This is a genomic window from Halomonas borealis, assembly GCF_004798905.1.
Lineage (GTDB): Bacteria > Pseudomonadota > Gammaproteobacteria > Pseudomonadales > Halomonadaceae > Halomonas > Halomonas borealis.
The window spans coordinates 175151-189668 of the sequence record NZ_SDMO01000005.1; the positions used below are offsets into that span (position 1 = coordinate 175151).

A 14518-nucleotide genomic window follows, 5' to 3' on the forward strand; every position below is an offset into this window, starting at 1 on the left:
CAGCACAAAAGCGACACCCTAGCGCAAAGCGCTCTGTCCGGCGAGCGTCGAGCAAAACGGGCGGCCGCCCCGACGACCGCGGCTGGCTAGAACGGCCAGACCCGTGGAATCAGCCCCAGCGCCACCACGGCTGTCAGGAGATTGAGCGGCGCGCCCACACGCAAGTAATCGCTGACCCGATAGCCACCGGGCCCATAGACCATCAGGTTGGTCTGATAGCCGATCGGCGTCAGGAAGCTGGCCGAGGCGGCAAACATCACCGCCACCACGAAGGGCAGCGGACTCACCCCCAGGTGCTCGGCGGCGGCAACCACCACCGGGAAACTGATCACCGCCGCGGCGTTGTTGGTCACCAGCTCGGTCAGCAGCGCCACCAGCAGGTAGGTGCCGATCAACAGCCACCAGGGATTGCCGTCGACCCATCCCATGGCCGTCTGCGCCAGCGCCAGCGCCGCGCCGTTGGACTCCAGCGCGGCGCCCAGGCCGAAGGAGGCGGCGATGGTCAGCAAGACCTGGATATCCAGGCCGCGCCTGGCCGCGCCGACCGAGCAACAGCCGCTGAGCACCGAGGCCGCGGCCCCCAACATGGCGGCACTGAGCAGGCTGGTCATGCCGCTGGCGGCGAGCAGTACCACGGCGGCGAGGATGCTCCAGGCCAGCCAGGCACGTTCATGGACCGGTCGCGCCGCGCCATTGACCTGGCTGATCAGCAGGAAGTCGCGGGACTGCCGGTGGCGCTCGATGAACGGTGGGCGCGCCTCCAGCAACAACACATCGGCCGGCTGCAGGCGGATCTGCCCCAGGTTGCCGGCCACCCGTTCGCCACCACGGCACACCGCCAGCACCGCCGCGCCATAGAGGGTGCGGAAGTGGCCATCGCGAATGCGCCGGCCGATGAACTGGCACTGGTCAGAGACCACCGCCTCCACCAGTCGACGCTCCTTGAAGTCCTTCTGCAGGCTCGACTCGGCGGGATGCGATGGCATCAGCCCGCGGATCTGTTGCAGCTCCACGGCACCATCCGTGGTGCCGGCGAACACCAGCCGGTCGCCGCCCTTGAGCCGTTCGCCCGGCCCCACCACGCTAACCACGTTGCCGTCGCGCTCGATCTCGACCAGGAACAGCTCCTGCAGGTGGCGCAAGCCGGCCTCCTCGACGCTGCGGTCGACCAGCGGCCCCTCCGGGTCCACTTCCATCTCGATGGTGAACTCACGGGGATTCTCGAACACCTCGCCGGCCCCCGTGCGCGGCGGCAGCAGGCGTCGCCCGATCAGCAGCAGATAGGCCAAGCCGATCACCGCTACCGGCACGCCGACCCAGGCGATGTCGAACAGCCCCATGGAGAGCGACGGATAACGTTCGATCATCAGGCCATGCACCACCAGGTTGGTACTGGTGCCCATCAGGGTGATGGTGCCACCGAGGATGGAGGCGAAGCTAAGCGGCATCAGCAGACGATGCGCGGGCAGGCCGAGCCGACGGCTCCAGCTCAGAACGGCGGGAATGAAGGTGGCCACCACGGGGGTGTTGTTGAGCAGGCCGCTCAGCGAGGCCACGGGTAGCACCAGGCGCGTCAGGGCGCGACGCTCTCCTCTAGGGTGCCCCAGCACATGGCGGATGATCAGGTCGATGCCACCGGTCTCGCGAATGCTCGCGACCAGCACGTACATGAAGGCCACGGTGAACAACCCGCTGCTGGAGAAGCCGGCCAGCGCCTGATCCGGCGCCACCACGCCGAGGCCGATCAGCAGGATCAGCGCGCCCATCAGCACCATGTCGGGGCCGATACGCGTCAGGGCCATCAGGGGGAAGACGGCGGCGACGACGACGAGCGAGATCCAGGCGTCCGGGGACATGGCGGGCCTTCCAGGAAGAGTGCGATCTCCCCTATTGTGCCGCTCGCCATATATTCTAAAAAGTTATTTTTAGAAATCTACTTATTCGAAAAACATCTCATAGGTCGACCCCACCATCCGGTGGGGCCCACCTTACACGACCTTTCAGTCGTTGCTCTTGATGTTGGACGCCTGCAGGCCTTTCTTGCCCTGGGTGACCTCGAAGGACACCTTCTGGCCTTCCTGCAGGGACTTGAAGCCCTCGGCCTGAATCTCGGAGAAGTGGGCGAACAGATCATCACCGCCGTCGTCCGGAGAAATGAAGCCAAAGCCCTTGGTGTCGTTGAACCACTTGACGGTACCGGTCGCCATTATCGAATGCCTCGCATTGCCTGTTGAGTCCGTGCGGTGGGGCGGCTTTGCGCTCCACGGCCCACGGCCTACGCCCCGATGGGCGTAGGCCTGACACTATACACCAGACTCGACAGCGTCGTGACACTCCCTCATCGTGGCGCCCGCCGTCGTCGCCGGCGGCCCCGTTCGAGGGCTCAGAGATCGTGCCCCAGCACCACGCGGCAAATATTCGAGAAGCTACGAGCCTCCGGCAGCGTGGCGACATCGGTCCCCAGCGCGCGGCCGATATCGGCGGCCGAGATCACGCCACGGATGCTCGGATTTCCGCGGCGGTCGGACTCGGTGACCAGCAGATGTTGATCGCCATTGGCCTCCAGCTCACGCATCAGCTGGTCGATGGACAGTGACGCCAGGCGCTCCATGGTCAGTGCGTGCAGCTCGGCACAAGGGGTCTGCAGCATGCGGGCGGTCACATCCTCGCGATCGATGCCGCGACGCTGCATGGCCTGGGTGATCATGCGTCCGCCGATCACATCGCGAGCATTGAGCACGCCGACGCAGTCGCCCTCTCCATCGACCACCAGCAGCAGACGCACGCCGCCATGCTCCATCACCCTGCGCGCATCCACGATGGAAATATCGGCGGGCACGCTGAGCGGCACGACATGCTGGAAGTCCGTCAGCACCGTCAGCGCAGGACTCGCAGGCGAGAGTCGTGGCGGCATGGGCTTGGCGATCGGGGTATGGGCGGGCAGCACGTCCAGGCGTTCGGGGGCGGTCGCGAGGGTAGGCATTCGTGGTGTCTCCTTGAGAGTAGGGACCGGCTCGTCATACCGGATGCCCCCACACTGCGCCCGCCCGGATTAAGAGAACCTTAAGGGATCGCCTGGCCACCGCGATTGACAGCCGGCGAGCGGCGGCATGCAATGATGACTTCGACCTCGCAACGGAGTGCGACATGCCGCGACTGCCTCACCGCTTTCTCATCTACGCCCTGGCCCTGCTGGGGTCGCCCCTGTGCCTGATCGGCCTGGCGCTGGCCCCGGGTTGGGGCTGGGCACTGGGGGCGCTGATCTTCACCACGCTGGCGGCCATGGGCACCCGAGATATCTTCCAGCGCCACCACACCGTCAGCCGCAATTACCCGGTGATCGCCCATCTGCGCTACCTGCTGGAATCCTTCGGCCCCGAGATTCGCCAGTACTTCATCCAGCGCGATACCGAGGAGGTGCCCTTCTCCCGCGAACAGCGCAGCCTGGTCTACCGACGCGCCAAGGGCACTCTCGACAAGCAGCCCTTCGGCTCGCTGGAGGACATGCAGGCTCCCGGCTACGAATGGATGAACCCTTCGCTGGCGCCGGCGACGATCGGCGACGACGACTTCCGGGTCACCGTCGGTGTCGGCCGCGCCAGGCCCCATGACGTCAGTGTGCTCAATATCTCGGCGATGAGCTTCGGCGCCCTGTCGCCCAACGCCATCAGCGCCTTGAACGACGGCGCTCGGCGCGGCGGCTTCTATCACGACACCGGCGAGGGCGGCATCTCGCCCTATCATCGCCGCGGCGGCGACCTGGTGTGGGAAATCGGCTCCGGCTACTTCGGCTGCCGCGATACCGAGGGCCGCTTCGACGCCGGGCGCTTCGCCGAGCAGGCCACCGACGATGCCGTCAAGATGATCGAGATCAAGCTCTCCCAAGGAGCCAAGCCGGGTCACGGCGGCATCCTGCCGGGGGCCAAGGTCACCGCCGAGATCGCCGCGACCCGCGGCGTACCCGAGGGCCAGAGCGTGGTCTCGCCGGCCGCCCACAGCGCCTTCTCCACGCCTCGCGAGCTGATCGGCTTCATTTGTCAGCTGCGCGAGCTGTCCGGCGACAAGCCGGTGGGCATCAAGCTGGCCATCGGCCATCCCTGGGAGTGGTTCGCGCTGGTCAAGGCGATGCACGAGGAAGGCGAGCACCCCGACTTCGTGGTGGTCGATGGTGGCCAGGGCGGCACCGGCGCCGCTCCCCTGGAGTTCATCAACCGGCTGGGCATGCCGCTCACCGATGCCCTGCTGCTGGTGCATAACACCCTGGTCGGCGCCGGCCTGCGCGAACGGGTCCGCGTCGCCGCCTCCGCCAAGGTCATCAGCGCCTTCGATGTCGCGCGCACCCTCGCGCTGGGCGCCGACTGGTGCAACTCGGCGCGGGGCTTCATGTTCTCGCTGGGCTGCATCCAGGCCCGCAGCTGCCATACCGACCGCTGCCCCAGCGGCGTGGCCACCCAGAACGCGCGACGCGGCAGCCGGCTCGACGTACCGCTCAAGGCCGAACGCGTCCAGCACTTCCAGGCCAGCACCCGCGAGGCCCTGGCCGAGATGCTGGGCGCCGCCGGCCTTACCCACCCCACCCAGCTCGGCCCCGAACACATCATCCGCCGGGTATCGCGCCACGAGGTCAGAAGCTTCGACACGCTGTTCGACTTCGTGGCGCCCGATGCCCTGATCCAGGGCGACGCGGCCCGCCATCCGATCTTCGCCGACTTCTGGGAATCGGCCAGCGCCGACAGCTGGTCGGCACCGGCGAGCCTGCTGACGCGGCGCGAGAGCAAGCTGGTCTGAGCCCCGTCCGGCGTGCGTCCGGCGTGCGTCCGGCGTGCGTCCGGCGTGCGTCGATGGTAGGCTAACGCCTCCCCGGCCGGGCGCCATCGCCGCCCCGGCCGGATGACCCTCGCTGGGGAGTAGCCGGCTCGCGCCACTTGCGCGAGAGCGCCTGTCAACATAGTCGGCCAGAGGCCGTGGCAGGTGCGCCGGCGCAGGGTGCCCACACATCCCGAATGTGGACACCCTGCGCCCGGTCGGCGAGACCATCGACGGTACGACGCCCAAGGTCGGGCGTGTCGTGCCGTCATGGTGAATCGCCCGGCCGGTACGACCTCTGCCATGACCCTGCTGTCCACCACCCTGCTGGCCTTCTCGATGTCCACCGATGCCTTCGCCGCCGCCATCGGCAAGGGCGCCGCCGTCGACCATCCGCGTTTCCGCGAGGCCCTGCGCACCGGCCTGATCTTCGGCGTCGTCGAGGGCCTTACCCCGCTGATCGGCTGGGCCCTCGGCCTGGGCGCCGCCCGGTACATCGCCCGCTGGGACCACTGGATCGTCTTCGTGCTGCTGTTCGCCCTCGGCGTGCGCATGATCCACGCCGGCCTTAAGACGCCGGAACCCGACGAGGAGGCGCCCGCCGCCAAGCCGGGCCGCCAGGCCTGGTGGCTGATCGCCGCCACCGCGGTGATCACCAGCATCGACGCTCTCACGGTGGGCATCGGCCTGGCCTTCATGGAGGCCAACATCCTGCTGACCTCCCTCGCCATCGGTGCCGCCACCACGCTGATGGCGACGGTTGGCGTCATGCTGGGCCACCGCATGGGGATATTGATCGGCCAACGCGCCGAGGTGCTGGGCGGCGTGGTGCTGATCGCCATCGGCAGCCTCATCCTCACCGAACATCTGGGCCTGTGGTAGGCCGCCCCGATCGCGAGCGGCGAGGATGGCATAACACCATGCCAAAGAAGACTTTGTGATCCCCGGCCCGGCTTGGCAGAATCGCCGGCTCTGCACGCTCACGGATCCACCTCCCAGCGAATGAAAGCTTATCTCACCAAGATGCGCGGCGGCCGTTATCGCCGCGACAACATCGACTGGCAGGATGCCTGCTGGTCCTGGGCCGGTGCCTTCATCGGCATGAGCGCCGTGGCCTGGCTCGGCGAACAGTGGCTGGCCCATCAGCTATTGCTGGTCGGCTCCTTCGGCGCCACCTCGGTGCTGCTCTACTCGGCCCCCGAGAGCCCCTTCGCCCAACCCCGTAACGTGCTGCTGGGCAGCATGCTGTCGGCGTTGATCGGGGTCGGCTGCTTCCAGCTGCTGGGCGCCACGGCGCTGGCCGCCTCCCTGGCGGTGTCGCTCTCGGTGCTGGCGATGCAATTGACCCAGACCGTGCATCCCCCCGGCGCGGCCGCCGCCCTGATCGCGGTGATCGGCGGCCCCCAGATCCACGCCCTGGGCTGGCTCTTTCCCCTGGTGCCGGTGGGCATCGGCTGCGTGGTGATGCTGGTGGTCGCCATCCTGGTCAACAACCTGGCCCGCCACCGCCGCTACCCCCGACACTGGTAGGTTCGCGTCGCCGGTCGGCGACTCCCGTCACGGCAGGATTGTCGGCTATCATGGCGACAGGCGAGGCATGCGCGCTCGCCTTCCATGTCGTCTGACCAGGAAGCGCCACGACAATGACGTCTGCCGATCACTCCTCTGCCGAATCCGCCCCGCTGCCGAGCGTGCTCGCCGGCCCGATCCTACGCCGCCTCGCACCGAACCGCCTGTGCATCTGGCTGGTCGGCTCGCGCCGGCTGACGGGCAAGCTGCTCCTGCATCCCGAGGGCCATGGTCCGCGCCGGCTGAGCCTGAACGCGCGCCGGCTCCGCCACCTGCCGCTGGGCCGTCACGCGGTGCTGCACCTGATCGACGTGACGCTGGAGACGCCGCTGCCCAGCGCAGTGCCCATCGACTACGATCTGCAACTGGCGAGCGACGGGGAGCCACCCGCCGGCATCGCCGACTGGGCCCCCCATCTGCTGCACGAAGGGGCACGCCGCCCGCGCTTCGTGCTGACCGACGACCATCGCCGACTGCTGCATGGCTCCTGCCGGCGCCCGCACCACGATGGCCCCGACGCCCTGGTGCGCGCCGACGGCTGGCTCGCCGAGCGTCGCGACGATGCCGAAGCCTGGCCGGCCTGGCTATTGATGACCGGCGATCAGGTCTATGCCGACGACGTGGCCGGCCCCACCCTGGTGGCGATCCACGCCCTGATCCGCCGCCTGGGGCTGTTCGACGAGCCGCTTGCGGGCGCCACCGTCGCCGACAGCCAGGGCCTCTACGCCGCCGGCTCGACCTACTACCACCGCGACGCATTGCTCCCCGATGTGGCCAGCAACGCCGCCCTGCGCGACCGCGTCTTCGCCGGCGCCCGCAAGCCGGTGTTCACCTCGGCCCATGCCGGCAATCACCTGATGACCTTCGCCGAGGTCATCGCCATGTACCTGCTGGTGTGGTCGCCGACCCCCTGGCGGCTGGTGACGATCACCCCGCCGCCGCTTGGCGACGATGACGCCGCCGCCTTCACCACGGAGGCGGCGATCATGGAGCGCTTCGCCGAGGGCCTGCCGGCCGCCGCCCGGCTGCTCGCCCATGTGCCGTCGCTGATGATCTTCGACGACCATGACATCACCGACGACTGGAACCTGACCGCCGACTGGGAGGCCTGCGCCTACGGCCATCCCTTCTCGCGGCGCATCCTCGGCAACGCGCTGCTGGGCTATCTGCTATGCCAGGGCTGGGGCAACGACCCCGACCGCCTGGCCGAGCCGGTGGACGAGGCGGCGGCGTTGCTCGATGCGGCGCTCGATGCCGACGGCTGGCTGCCCGCCGAGGCGCACGATGCCTGCCTTCACCACCTGCAACGCCTGGAGGGTTGGGAGTTTCAGGTGCCGGGCACGCCCAAGCTGGTCGTGCTCGACACCCGTACCCGCCGCTGGCGCAGCGAGCGTAACCCGCGGCGACCCTCGGGGCTGATGGACTGGGAGGCCCTGTCGGACTTCCAGCAGGCATTGCTCGACGCGCCCTCGGTGGTCATCGTCTCGCCGGCGCCGATGTTCGGCGTCAAGCTGATCGAGGGCATTCAGAAGCTGTTCACCCTGTTCGGCAAACCGTTGCTGGTGGACGCCGAGAACTGGATGGCGCATCGCGGTGCGGCCAGCGTGATGCTCAACATCTTCCGCCACTCGCGCACCCCGGGACACTACGTCATCCTCTCCGGCGACGTGCACTATTCGTTCGCCTACGACATCCGGCTGCGTCATCGCCAGTCTGGCCCCCGGCTGTGGCAGCTCACCTCCAGCGGCATCAAGAACGCCTTCCCCGACACCCTGCTGGACGCCTTCGACCGCGCCAACCGCTGGCTCTACGCGCCACGCTCGCCGCTCAACTGGTTCACCCAGCGCCGCCCCATGCGCATTCGCCCCCGCGACCCGGACCACGCCCGTGCCGGGGAACGGCTATGGAACGGCGCCGGCATCGGCCTGGTGGAGCTCGACGATGAAGGGCGCCCCGACACGATCCGCCAGCTCGACGCCCGTGGCTTCGACGTCGACTTCCCGCCGCCGTCGCCGGCCGACGAGGCCTGAACGGGGCGGCCCGCCGGCCGCCCCTCGACGGGCTCAGCCCCGCGACACGCCGTGACGGCCTGATGCCCGGCGCCGCACCAAGGCATCCACGCCGGCCATCACCAGCATCGAGGCGCCGACCAACGGGAAGATCACCCCACCGATGGCCAGCAGCGCCAGCACGCCACGCAGCCGCCGGGGATCGTCGGGCGCCGGTGGCACGCCGAGCCGCCCGGCGGGACGGCGCTTCCACCACATCGCCGCCGAGGACACGCACAGCAGCACGATGCCGGCACAGGCCAGGACCAGGATCAACCGGTTGGCCAGCCCGTACTGCTGCCCCATGTGCACATTGATGCCCCACTCCAGGCCGCGGCCCAACGGGCCATAGTCGTCATAGCCCATGTCGAGCAACGGCTCGCCGCGGTACTGGTCGAGGTGCACGACCCGCTGCCGGCTCAGGTCATCGGGATAGGCGGAACCGGTGTAGACGCCCTCGGGCCCGCCCGGCAGGCTGACCGCATAGCCCGGCGCCAGCCCCAGTGCGTCGAAGGCCGACACGGCCCGGTCGAGGCCGATGGGGGCCGCGTCGCCGGCCTCGGCAGATGCGGGCGCCTCGGAGGTCGGCAAGCGGGCCTGCTCCAGCGACCAGTTGGTGGTCTCGCGCTCGGCCAGGCGTGCGTCGGACATCGGCACGTTGACCCGTACGCCGTCCGGATAGCCGAAGTTGTGGCCATTGGCCAGCTCGTTGACCTTGCTGCCCCATACCGTCGACCAGGGCATGCCGGTGACCGCCAGGAACAGGATGAAAACCCCGACGAACAGCCCGGTCACCGCGTGCAGGTCGCGCCAGAACACCCGCTTGTCCGGCTTGCCGCGCACCGTCACCACGCCGCCGCGTCGGCCTCGCGGCCACCACAGGTAGGTACCGGTCAGCACCAGCAGGATCGTCCAGCCGCCGACGATCTCGATGAGCATGCTGGCGGAGTCGCCGAAATAGTTGAGGCTGTGCAGGGTGCGGATCAACCACATCACGGTGCCCTTATAGGGCATCTGGCCGGTCACCTCGCCGTCATAAGGGTCGACGAACACCGCCACCCGGCTGCCGTCCGGGCGCGTCACGTCGACCTCGGCGGCCCGGGCCGGATCGGCCGGCGGGACGTAGCGGAAGGCCTCGCCGTCGACCGCGGCCAGCGCCGCGTCGCGCTGCACGCTCGGCTCGACGGTGGCGACCTGGCGGGCCTCGACCGTCATCTGGTCGGCATGCCACCAGCGATCGATCGAATCGTGAAACAGATAGAAGGCACCGGTCACCGCCAGGGAAATCAGGAAGGGAATGACGATCAGCCCGGCGTAGAAGTGCCAGCGCCAGACGGCGCGATAGAGGTCCTGCGCTTTATGGCTCATATTGAGGCTCGCTTGCGAGAGTCACGGAACGCACGCCCGCGCCCCGCTGGTGGGGGCGATCGATGGCGATACGATTCACATCACAGAATCACCAGCGATAGCGGGGGCGCGCGCGTCGGCGCCTGGGGGAAGACCGCGGGGCCGCCATGGGCGGCACGCGTGGCCACCACCGGGGCGGTGATGACGTGGGAGGCCAGCGGCGAGACACTCGGCAGCATCGCCGACAGCACCGGCATCTGCTGGAACAGCGAGCAGTAGCCGCAGACCGGGTGCCAGTGAGCCGCGGGCGCGCCGGCGGTGTCACCGGCCTCGGGAGGCATGCCCGACGCCGATAGGTCCACCGCATGGCCGGCATGAGGCTCCCGCACCATCTCACCCGCGGCATGGTGATCGCGCGGTACGGCACTCAACTGCCCGATCAGCGGCCCCAACACCAGCAATAGCATCGCCAGCAGCGCGAGACGGGCAGCCGAGCGCTGAGGGCGATGACGGGTGTGGACGGAAGGCATAGGGCAGCGGCGCCGGTGATGAATCAGCCTCACAGGATAACGCAGTCGCCATGGGCGCGGGGGCTGGCTCCGCGCGGCGGCTTGTCGCAGCCGGTCATGCGCCGCCGCGCGATGCCCATCAGCGGCCTTCGCCCTTGCGGCGACGCCACAGCGCCAGGCCCGCCGCGACCAGGGCCCAGGCATAGAGCGCCGCCATCACGTCATCGAGCACGATGCCCGCTCCACCGGCGACGCCCTCGATCTGGGGCACCGGCGGCGGCTTGGTAGCATCCAGCACGCGATAGGCGACGAAGGTCCCGGCCATCACCAGCGGCTGACGCGCCGCCACCTGCCCGATCACGGCCACCGGGAAGGCGACGATCTCGTCGAGCACGACGCGCCCATCGTCCTTGCCGCCCAGGGCGTCCGAGGCCAGCTGGCAGAGCGGCATCGCCACCACCAGCAATAGCGCCACCAGGCCGAGCCGCCAGCGGCGCGAGCGTCCGAGCAACCACCAGGCCAGCGGCAGCGCCAGCAACGAGCCGACAGTGCCCGAGGCCCAGGGCGAGAACCCCAGGCCGAGGCCGCTGGCCAAGCCCATCACGAGAACCTCCATCGGGGCGACCTCCTCGGCGACCAGCAAGGCGATCAGGCGCGCAGCACGTAGCGCAGGGTCTCCACCACCTCGGCCGGCGTGGTCGCCCAGGCCATGGCGGCGGCGTCCACTTCCTTGAGCGGATGGACGATATCGTCGCCGTGCAGGGTCACGTAGGGCTTGCCCAGGGCCGCGCAGTAGCCGGCATCGAAGGCCGCGTTCCACTGCTTGTACTTGTCGCCGAAGCGCACCACCACCAGGTCGCTCTGCTCGATCAGCGTCTTGGTACGAATGGCATTGACCCGGGATGACTTGTGGTCGCGCCAGTAACCCTCGCTTGCCGGGCCGAGGTGGTCGCCGGCGGCATCGCTGGCATCGTGGTCGGTGACCGGCGCGGTGAAGGCGACGTCGAGGCCCGCGTCCTGGGCGCCGCGTTGGATCTCCGCGCGCCAGTCGCTATGGATCTCGCCGGACAGATAGACGGTGAAGCTCATGATGTCTCCTCAATAAGCCGGCGCGTGGCCGGTCTTGTCGATCGGGGTGGCCATCTTACGCCACCGTTTTTTGTACACAAAGAAAACCGTACTTTGTACCCATTTACCTCGCACTTCGACAAGGGCCGTGCCGCCCCGCATCATGCACAGGATACACTCGCGACCCACGACAACGGCATCGTCCATGGCCCACGACACCACCGAACAGAACCGCCAGATGACCCATTTCGACGACCACGACGCCCTGTGGCTGTTCGGCTATGGGTCGCTGATCTGGAAGGCAGACTTCCCCTACCTGGAGCGCCGTCCGGCCCGCATCCATGGCTGGCGTCGACGCTTCTGGCAGGGCTCCCACGACCACCGCGGCACCCCCGAGGCCCCCGGCCGCGTCGCCACCCTGGTGGCCGAGCCGGGCGCCGCCTGCCAAGGCATGGCCTATCGCATCAGCCCGGCGACCCTGCGCCCGCTCGATGTGCGCGAGAAGAACGGCTATCTGCGTGAACTCACCCCGCTGCATTTCGACGACGGCACCACGGCGACCGGGCTGACCTACCTGGCCACCGCCGACAACGCGGCCTTCCTGGGCGCGGCCCCGCTCGACGCCATAGCCCGCCAGATCGCCGCGGCCGAGGGCCCGAGCGGCCCCAACCGCGACTATCTGCTCCACCTCGAGACCGCGCTGGCCGAGCTCGGCGTGCATGAAACGCACGTCAGCGACCTGGCCCGGCGCGTGCGGGCCCTGAACCCCTGCCACGCCTGATCCCGGCGTCGCGTGCCCAGAGACCGCCATGAGGGTGTAAAATGGTCAGTGGGCCCGAGCCTTCGGCTCCCGGCCCGAACCCGCGGCCCGCCCCGCCCCACCGGCAATAGGAAGAGAGATGAGCGAGAAGATCCACGTCACGGCCCCCCTCGTGGTCCTGCACGGCGACGAGATGGCACAAGTCGCCTTCGAGACGATCCTGGACAGGTTCGTGACGTCGCGGCTGGCCATCGACCTGGTCGAGATCGACCTGACCGCCGAGCACCGGCTGGTGACCAACGGCCAGGCGGTGATGGACGCCATCGACGCGCTCAATCGCCACGGGGTAGGCATCAAGAACGCCGGCATGACCGTCAACCGCGAGCAACGCGACGCCCTGCTCGCCAAGCATCCCGAGCTGGACGCCGCCAGCCTCCATCCGCTGGCCACCAAGTCGCCCAACGGCGCGATCCGCAAGGGCATCGGCGGCAACATCACCCGCGAAGACATCGAGTTTCGCAACCTCAAGGTCGACACCCCGCAGTGGATCGGCCGCGATATCGAGGTCGAGACCATGGAACACGGCGGCATCAAGGACAGCTACAACGCCTTGTCCGAGGCCACCGGCATCGTCAAGCTGCTGTTCGTCGGCCAAAGCGGTGACCCGGTCGAGCTGCACCGCCGCGAGGTCGACAAGGGCGATCCCTGGCTGCTGGCCACCAACGATCTGGACGACGTCAAGGCCTGGGCCCATCGCTTCTTCCAGCGCGCCCTCGACGAACAGCGCGACATCTACCTTGGCCTCAAGGACACCGTGATCGCCGGCTACGATGGCGTGATGCGTGCCGCCATCGAGGACATCTACCGCCGCGACTACCAGGCCAAGGCCGAGGCCCTGGGCCTCGCCTATCACTACGAGCTGATCGACGCCCAGGCCGCACGGCTGGTCGCCAACCCGCCACAGCGGGCGCTGTGGGGCGTACCGGACAACAACACCGGCCGCAAGCTCTACAAGCTGGTTGAGCAGCTCAAGCGCCACGGCATCCCCGAGCGCAAGGCCCAGGTGTCGATCTCGCGGATGAGCGCCGGCGGTGGCGACCAGTATGGCAGCTTCAATCTGCCCGCCGAGGAGGATGGCATCCTCAAGGTGGTGGTCGACGGCGAAGAGAAGCATGCCCGCCGCGTCAAACAGGGCGATCCCATCCTGCTGATGTCCAACGACCGCGAAGCCATCAAGGACTGGGTGCTGCAGGTATTCCGCGACGCCTCACGCAAGGACAAGGAGGTCTACTTCGGCCTCAAGCGCGAATACATGGACTACGACGAGGTGTTCAGCGACGTCATCACCGAGGCCCGCCGCACGCTGGCCCACGCCGATACGCCGCCGCCCTCGTTCATGATCATGCGGCCCTCCAGCCAGCTGATCAAGATGATCACCGATCCGCCGCGTAACGCCCTCTACCCGGCCCAGAACCTGGACGGCGACATCTTCTCCGACATCTCGGCGGCCCTCGGCGGCAGCCTGGCCACCGCCAGCTCGATCATCGAGAGCAAGACCGGCACCATGCTGTTCGAGGCGCCCCACGGCACCGCCCATGACCTCTACCTGAAATACCTGGAGAGCGACGGCCAGGAGGCGCACTTCAACTCCTCCGCGCTGATCTACGCCGTGGCCAACGCCCTGGAGACGCTGGCCGAGCGCGAAGGCAACGCGCCGCTCACCGGCTACGCCACGCGCCTCAAGGGGGCACTGATCGATACCATCGGCGACGGCATCGTCACCGGCGACCTCAAGGGCAAGACCATCGACCCGGCCGGCGAACGCGTGGTCGACATGCACGGTTTCCTCGACGCCGTGCAGGCACGCCTGGCCTCATGAGCCTCGCGCCCTTCGCGGATGCGGCGGCGTCGCCATGACGCCGCTGGTCTACGCCGCCGCGGCGCTGGCCGAGATCGCCGGCTGCTTCAGCGTCTGGGCCTGGTGGCGGCTCGGCGCCTCGGCGCTGTGGCTGCTACCGGGCCTGGCAAGCCTGGCCCTGTTCGCCTGGCTGCTCAGCCTCTCGAGTGCCGACTACGCCGGGCGCGCCTATGCCGCCTACGGCGGCGTCTACATCGTCGCCTCGCTGCTGTGGTTATGGGCGGTGGAGCAGCGCCTCCCCGACCGCTGGGACCTGCTCGGCGCCACGCTGTGCCTGGCCGGCGCCGGCATCATCCTGCTGGCGCCACGCGGCGCCTGAGGCCCCGCTTCCACTCGCCGTAGGCCCTTAAGCGCGTCGTTCACCGGCAGGTTTCGCCTCCGGAACGACATTTTTCACTGCTGTCCACCGAAACGAAAGTCGTAACTCCTTCCCTTCCCCGGCGGTGCTAGAATGCGCGCGCCTGCCCCGGGCGATCCCCGGGCCGGGCGTCGA

General features: G+C 68.6%; 14 protein-coding genes. 7 read left to right on the forward strand and 7 right to left on the reverse strand.

Features of this window, described 5'->3' with window-relative positions:
* Nucleotides 1-86: 86 nt before the first annotated feature.
* The 3 genes from ETC07_RS07325 to ETC07_RS07335 all read right to left on the reverse strand — a co-directional run bounded on the left by ETC07_RS07325 (nt 87) and on the right by ETC07_RS07335 (nt 2983).
* Nucleotides 87-1856, reverse strand: coding sequence for an SLC13 family permease (locus tag ETC07_RS07325; RefSeq protein WP_136247846.1), 1770 nt, complete (start codon nt 1854-1856; stop codon nt 87-89).
* A 144-nt stretch (nt 1857-2000) separates the two neighbouring features.
* Nucleotides 2001-2207 carry a cold-shock protein gene (locus ETC07_RS07330; RefSeq protein WP_136247847.1) on the reverse strand — a complete coding sequence of 69 codons (207 nt, stop codon included), beginning with the start codon at nt 2205-2207 and terminating at the stop codon, nt 2001-2003.
* Nucleotides 2208-2383: 176 nt separating this feature from the next.
* The gene (locus ETC07_RS07335) at nt 2384-2983 is read right to left on the reverse strand and encodes a CBS domain-containing protein (RefSeq protein ID WP_136247848.1); all 600 of its coding nucleotides are present in this window, start codon (nt 2981-2983) and stop codon (nt 2384-2386) included.
* A gap of 164 nt (nt 2984-3147) precedes the next feature.
* On the opposite strand from ETC07_RS07335, the gene ETC07_RS07340 reads away from it, so the two are divergent.
* From ETC07_RS07340 to ETC07_RS07355, 4 genes are all read left to right on the forward strand, one after another.
* The gene (locus ETC07_RS07340; RefSeq protein WP_136247849.1) at nt 3148-4788 is read left to right on the forward strand and encodes an FMN-binding glutamate synthase family protein; all 1641 of its coding nucleotides are present in this window, start codon (nt 3148-3150) and stop codon (nt 4786-4788) included.
* Nucleotides 4789-5109: 321 nt separating this feature from the next.
* A complete protein-coding gene (gene mntP / locus ETC07_RS07345; protein ID WP_136247850.1) occupies nt 5110-5688 on the forward strand; it encodes a manganese efflux pump MntP in 579 nt (192 codons plus the stop codon).
* 120 nt (nt 5689-5808) lie between these two features.
* The gene (locus ETC07_RS07350; RefSeq protein ID WP_136247851.1) at nt 5809-6336 is read left to right on the forward strand and encodes an HPP family protein; all 528 of its coding nucleotides are present in this window, start codon (nt 5809-5811) and stop codon (nt 6334-6336) included.
* Nucleotides 6337-6449: 113 nt separating this feature from the next.
* Nucleotides 6450-8405: a metallophosphoesterase family protein gene (locus ETC07_RS07355; protein WP_136247852.1), complete on the forward strand. Its 1956-nt coding sequence runs from the start codon at nt 6450-6452 to the stop codon at nt 8403-8405.
* Nucleotides 8406-8438: 33 nt separating this feature from the next.
* Here the strand turns inward: ETC07_RS07355 and ETC07_RS07360 are convergent, their stop codons facing one another.
* The 4 genes from ETC07_RS07360 to ETC07_RS07375 form a co-directional block, all read right to left on the reverse strand.
* Nucleotides 8439-9791, reverse strand: a complete 1353-nt coding sequence (locus ETC07_RS07360) for a PepSY-associated TM helix domain-containing protein (RefSeq protein ID WP_136247853.1) — start codon at nt 9789-9791, stop codon at nt 8439-8441.
* Between the two features lie 80 nt (nt 9792-9871).
* Complete coding sequence (locus tag ETC07_RS07365) at nt 9872-10300, reverse strand: DUF2946 domain-containing protein (protein ID WP_168709184.1); 429 nt, start codon at nt 10298-10300, stop codon at nt 9872-9874.
* Nucleotides 10301-10418: 118 nt separating this feature from the next.
* On the reverse strand, nt 10419-10895 hold the full coding sequence (locus tag ETC07_RS07370) for a phosphatidylglycerophosphatase A family protein (RefSeq protein WP_136247855.1): 477 nt from the start codon (nt 10893-10895) through the stop codon (nt 10419-10421).
* 32 nt (nt 10896-10927) lie between these two features.
* On the reverse strand, nt 10928-11368 hold the full coding sequence (locus tag ETC07_RS07375) for a YtoQ family protein (RefSeq protein ID WP_136247856.1): 441 nt from the start codon (nt 11366-11368) through the stop codon (nt 10928-10930).
* Between the two features lie 184 nt (nt 11369-11552).
* On the opposite strand from ETC07_RS07375, the gene ETC07_RS07380 reads away from it, so the two are divergent.
* The 3 genes from ETC07_RS07380 (at nt 11553) to ETC07_RS07390 (ending at nt 14344) form a co-directional block, all read left to right on the forward strand.
* Entirely contained in the window at nt 11553-12128 is a 576-nt protein-coding gene (locus ETC07_RS07380; protein ID WP_136247857.1) for a gamma-glutamylcyclotransferase, read from the forward strand.
* Nucleotides 12129-12246: 118 nt separating this feature from the next.
* The gene (locus ETC07_RS07385; protein WP_136247858.1) at nt 12247-13986 is read left to right on the forward strand and encodes an isocitrate/isopropylmalate family dehydrogenase; all 1740 of its coding nucleotides are present in this window, start codon (nt 12247-12249) and stop codon (nt 13984-13986) included.
* A gap of 34 nt (nt 13987-14020) precedes the next feature.
* Nucleotides 14021-14344 carry a YnfA family protein gene (locus ETC07_RS07390; RefSeq protein WP_136247859.1) on the forward strand — a complete coding sequence of 108 codons (324 nt, stop codon included), beginning with the start codon at nt 14021-14023 and terminating at the stop codon, nt 14342-14344.
* The last annotated feature ends 174 nt before the right edge of the window (nt 14345-14518 follow it).